The following is a 4,085-nucleotide window of genomic DNA, read 5'->3' as shown; positions in this document are numbered from 1 at the left end:
CAGGCAACGGATAGGTGCCGTGCAGGTCAAGCGGGTTCTGCGTGGCGACGACGAAAAACGGCTGCGGCAAGGCGCGCGTGCGGCCATCGACGGTGACTTGCTGCTCGGCCATCGCTTCCAGCAGCGCGCTCTGCGTTTTCGGCGTCGCGCGGTTGATTTCGTCGGCCAACAACAGCCCTGCGAACACCGGGCCGGGGTGAAAACGGAATTGCCCTGTCTCGCGCTCGTACATGCTGACCCCGATAATGTCGGACGGCAGCAGGTCGCTGGTGAACTGCACGCGCTGGAAGTCCAGCGCAAAACTGGCAGCCAGCGCATGCGCCAGCGTGGTCTTGCCGACGCCGGGCACGTCTTCCAGCAGCAAGTGGCCGCCAGCGATCAGGCAGGTAAAAGCCAACTTGACTTGGCGTGCCTTGCCGAGCAGCACTTTATTGACTTGGGCAATGGCGGCGTGAAGGCGCTTTTGCAGGTTTTCATCACGAAGCGGAGTGATGGCTGACATGGATTTGCGGAAACCGGGGATAGATAAGGGGGGCGGCGCCAGTGTAGTCGCCGACCTCGCGCGCTGGCGAGCGGCTTTCGTCACAGTGTTCCTTGGGCTGTCGTTGTTGAAGCTGCTGCTTGTCTTGACGGTCCAGCCCTTCGGCGATGAAGCGTTCTATTGGGAGGAAAGCCGCCACCTTGCCTGGGGCTACAGCGACCTGCCACCGTTGACGGCCTGGCTGATCCGGTTGGGCGAGAGCGTGGCGGGGCACGGATTATTAGGCATGCGCTGGCCGTTCCTGCTGTTGGGCAGTGCATTGCCGTGGCTGCTGGTGCTGTGCGGTCGTCGCGCCTTCCATGCGCTGGCCGGTTGGCAAGCCGGCTTGCTGTGCCTGTGCCTGCCGCTGGCCGGCAGCCTGGGTGTGATGGCCATGCCGGATGTGCCACTCACTGTTGCCGGTGCTATCGCCATGCTCGCGCTGCTGCGTGCGATGGATGAGGACCGCTTGCGCCATTGGCTATGGCTTGGCGTGGCGCTCGCATGTTGCTGGATGAGCCATTACCGCGCCGCGATGTACATGTTGGCCGGTTTGCTGTTGCTGCTGCTGACACCACGCGGGCGTGTGCAGTGGCAGCGTGCAGGTTTCTGGATGGCGATGATCGTCGCTGCGCTAGGCCTGGTGCCCTTGCTGATTTCCAATTGGCAGCAACATGGCGCCGGCCTCAGTTTTCAGTTGCTCGAACGCAATCCCTGGCGTTTTCATGCGGATGCCTTGGTACAGCCATTGGAGCAAGCAGTAACCTGCACGCCGCTGCTGTATGTGTGTTTGCTTTGGGCAGCGTGGCAATGCTGGCGCCGGCGTCGCGAAGGCGGCCCGTGGGATGTGCTCGCCTTGATGTCGCTGACCTTCATCGTGGTTTATTTCGCAGCGGGATTGTTTGCCGACGACGAGCGCTTTCGCGTGCATTGGCCGTTGCCGGGCTACTTGCCGTTGCTGGTGGCGCTGCCGGCATTGCTGTACCGATCGAACGGTTTTCGCCCGTGGCGCGGGCTCACCCTAGGAGGTGCCGTGCTCGCGTTGCTGTTGCAAGTGGTGGGGTTGATTTACCTCGGCCTTGCGGCTTATCCCGGTACGGCGCAGGCGCTTGGCGTGGTGCGTGTCGTACCGACGGCCTTTGTCGGTTGGCGTGAAAGTGCCAATGTCGCAAGACAGCAGCTCGCTGCACGGCCGGCGTTGCTGGTAGCGGACAATTTCATGATGGCCGCCGAGCTGGATTTCCAATTCGATGGGAAGCGCGAGGTCTACACGCTCGACAATCCGCTCAACCTGAAATACGGGCGCGCGCCGCAGTTGGCGATATGGGCGATGGATGAAACCGCACTTCGCCGCAACCATCCCGGTGCACCGGTGCTGCTGGTCGTCGATGAAAACGCCGCGCGCGGACGCGACCGCGAGGCATGGCTGGGTTCGCTGTGTGCGCGGATCGATCATCTGCAACCCGTGCAGCGTTTGAGTTTGTTTGCGGGACGCAAGAGCATCGCGTTCTATCGAGGGCAGGTTGCCCCCGTCGTGCGTAAAAACAACGCTGATGATTGCGTTGCCTGGAAAGCCTACGCGTCAGTGTCGAATTCGTAGGGTGCGATGAAATCCCAGCACCTCGTGCATCACGGCAGGGTGAGCCCTGCCTTGCGCAATATCTTCGCCAATCCGATCAACGGCAAGCCTATCAACGCCGTGGGATCATTGCTGTCAATGCGCTCGAACAAGCTGATGCCCAGTCCCTCGCATTTGAAACTTCCAGCGCAATCCAGTGGTTGCTCGCGCGCGATGTAGCGGCTGATTTCATCCGGTTGCAAACGGCGGAATGTCACCTGTGTGAGATCGAGATAGGGATACTGCTGCCCGCTGTCCGTATCGAATACGCACACGGCGGTATGAAAGCTCACTTCCTGACCTGAGCACGCGCTGAGTTGTGCGTGCGCTCGCTCCATGGAGCCTGGTTTTTCCAGCAGCTCGCCATTGAGGTCGGCAACCTGGTCGGACCCGATCACCAGCGCATCCGTCAGGCCTTCGCCGACGGCAATGGCTTTGGCGATGGCCAGCCGGATGGCACGGCCCACGGGTTGTTCGCCGGGTCGCTCAGCCTCCTCGACACCCTGCGCCCGTTGCTCGAACGCCAGTCCCAGCCGGCCGAGCAGCTCGGCGCGGTAGCGGGAGGTGGAGCCGAGCACCAATCGTCGTTGGCGCGTCACAAATGCGAATCCTGGCGGATGTGCTCCCGCATGGCGGTATCCAGCTCATCCTGGGCTTGGCCCAGGGCCTGGAGCAGGGGGCGCAGCCGGTCGCGGGTCTGGCCCATGGCCTGGGTGGCAGCATCCAGTTCCCGCTGGCTGGCGGTGGGAGCATGGTCGCGGATCCATAGGCGATGCTGCAGCAGGGCGCGCAGGCCGGCGTCCACGGCGTTGGCGGCCTCCTGCTCGCCGGCGGCCGGCAGATCCGGATTCATCGACATCACGGCATGGGCTTGCTTGAGCTTGGCACGGCAGGATTTGAGGTCGGCCTCCACCCGGTCGGCCAGTTCCAGCAGGTGCCGAAAGCTGGCGTTGCGCCGGCTCAATCGGCGCAACAGGAAGGCGCCGACGATGGCAACGGCCAGTAGAACGAACAGGGCGGCCAAGCCGAGCGTGAGGGAAGTATCCAAGGGAAAGTCGGCTTGCGCTTTAAGATGCGAGCAGTCTGCCGCATGCACCCGGTTCAGGGAAAGACGGCTGCCCGGCGATGTGACGGCCCGCGCGGTTGACTTAACCTGCGGGGAAACTTACTATTTCCCGGTTATGTCCGCGACACTGCCAGAGTCCGTGGACGCTTGGCGCATGGTTTCCGCGCGGCGTTCGTTCCAGGGGTCACTGCCCATCGCCGCAATGTCTCGCCTCCGCGGGACACTGGAGGATGATGCAGGTTTGGCCCAGTACCAGCTCGACTTCGGTCGGGACGAGTTCGGCACCGCCTACGTCGAAGTGCGCGTCCAGGCGTCCTTGTGGCTGGTCTGCCAGCGTACGCTTGAGCCGTTCGTCATGTCTGTTACGGTGGACAGCCGTCTGGGCTTGATCCGTTCGGAGCAAGAGGAAGCCGCGCTGCCGGGAGGGTTCGAGCCCTTGCTGGTAGCCGAGGACGACAAGCTGAACCCGGTCGATGTGATCGAGGACGAACTGCTGTTGGCGCTGCCGCTGGTACCGGTCAACCCGGACGGCGCATTGCCCGAAGAAGTCATACGCCCGCCGGAGGAAGCGATTTCCGCCGAAGAGCGTCCCGATAACCCGTTCGCGGTGTTGCGCGAACTCAAGAACAAATGATTTAGCTGGAGAAACCATCATGGCTGTTCAAAAGAGCCGCAAGACCCCGTCCACCCGCGGCATGCGTCGCTCGCACGACAAGCTGAGCACCGTGCAGTTGGCCACCGATCAGACCAGCGGTGAAGTGCATCGCCGTCACCACGTGACCGCCGATGGCTACTACCGCGGCAAGAAGGTGATCGACACCAACGTTGCGGTGGCCGACGAAGACTGAGCAGCCGGAACCTTTTGGTTTCGTTCGCAAAGC

General features: G+C 62.7%; 6 protein-coding genes. 3 read left to right on the top strand and 3 right to left on the bottom strand.

Going from position 1 to position 4,085, the window contains the following annotated elements; genetic code table 11:
* A partial coding sequence (locus tag VMA74_RS03050; RefSeq protein WP_325364682.1) for an AAA family ATPase occupies positions 1 to 502 on the bottom strand: 502 nt, incomplete at its 3' end.
* On the opposite strand from VMA74_RS03050, the gene VMA74_RS03045 reads away from it, so the two are divergent.
* A complete protein-coding gene (locus VMA74_RS03045; protein ID WP_325364680.1) occupies positions 501 to 2,120 on the top strand; it encodes an ArnT family glycosyltransferase in 1,620 nt (539 codons plus the stop codon). The genes VMA74_RS03050 and VMA74_RS03045 overlap by 2 nt on opposite strands.
* 29 nt (positions 2,121 to 2,149) lie before the next feature.
* Here VMA74_RS03045 and VMA74_RS03040 read toward each other — a convergent pair whose 3' ends face one another.
* Together VMA74_RS03040 and VMA74_RS03035 are read right to left on the bottom strand one after the other, a co-directional pair.
* On the bottom strand, positions 2,150 to 2,737 hold the full coding sequence (locus VMA74_RS03040; protein WP_325364678.1) for a nucleoside triphosphate pyrophosphatase: 588 nt from the start codon (positions 2,735 to 2,737) through the stop codon (positions 2,150 to 2,152).
* Complete coding sequence (locus VMA74_RS03035) at positions 2,734 to 3,186, bottom strand: hypothetical protein (protein ID WP_325364676.1); 453 nt, start codon at positions 3,184 to 3,186, stop codon at positions 2,734 to 2,736. Before VMA74_RS03035 ends, VMA74_RS03040 begins: the two co-directional genes overlap by 4 nt.
* A gap of 133 nt (positions 3,187 to 3,319) precedes the next feature.
* Between VMA74_RS03035 and VMA74_RS03030 the strand changes: the two genes are divergently transcribed.
* On the top strand, positions 3,320 to 3,838 hold the full coding sequence (locus tag VMA74_RS03030; protein WP_414649548.1) for a YceD family protein: 519 nt from the start codon (positions 3,320 to 3,322) through the stop codon (positions 3,836 to 3,838).
* 19 nt (positions 3,839 to 3,857) lie between these two features.
* Positions 3,858 to 4,052, top strand: a complete 195-nt coding sequence (gene rpmF, locus VMA74_RS03025) for a 50S ribosomal protein L32 (RefSeq protein ID WP_325364672.1) — start codon at positions 3,858 to 3,860, stop codon at positions 4,050 to 4,052.
* Positions 4,053 to 4,085 lie beyond the last annotated feature (33 nt).

Source organism: Dyella sp., assembly GCF_035508675.1.
In the GTDB taxonomy this organism is placed as follows: Bacteria; Pseudomonadota; Gammaproteobacteria; order Xanthomonadales; family Rhodanobacteraceae; genus Dyella_B.
This window is presented reverse-complemented; position numbering and strand designations above follow the sequence as displayed.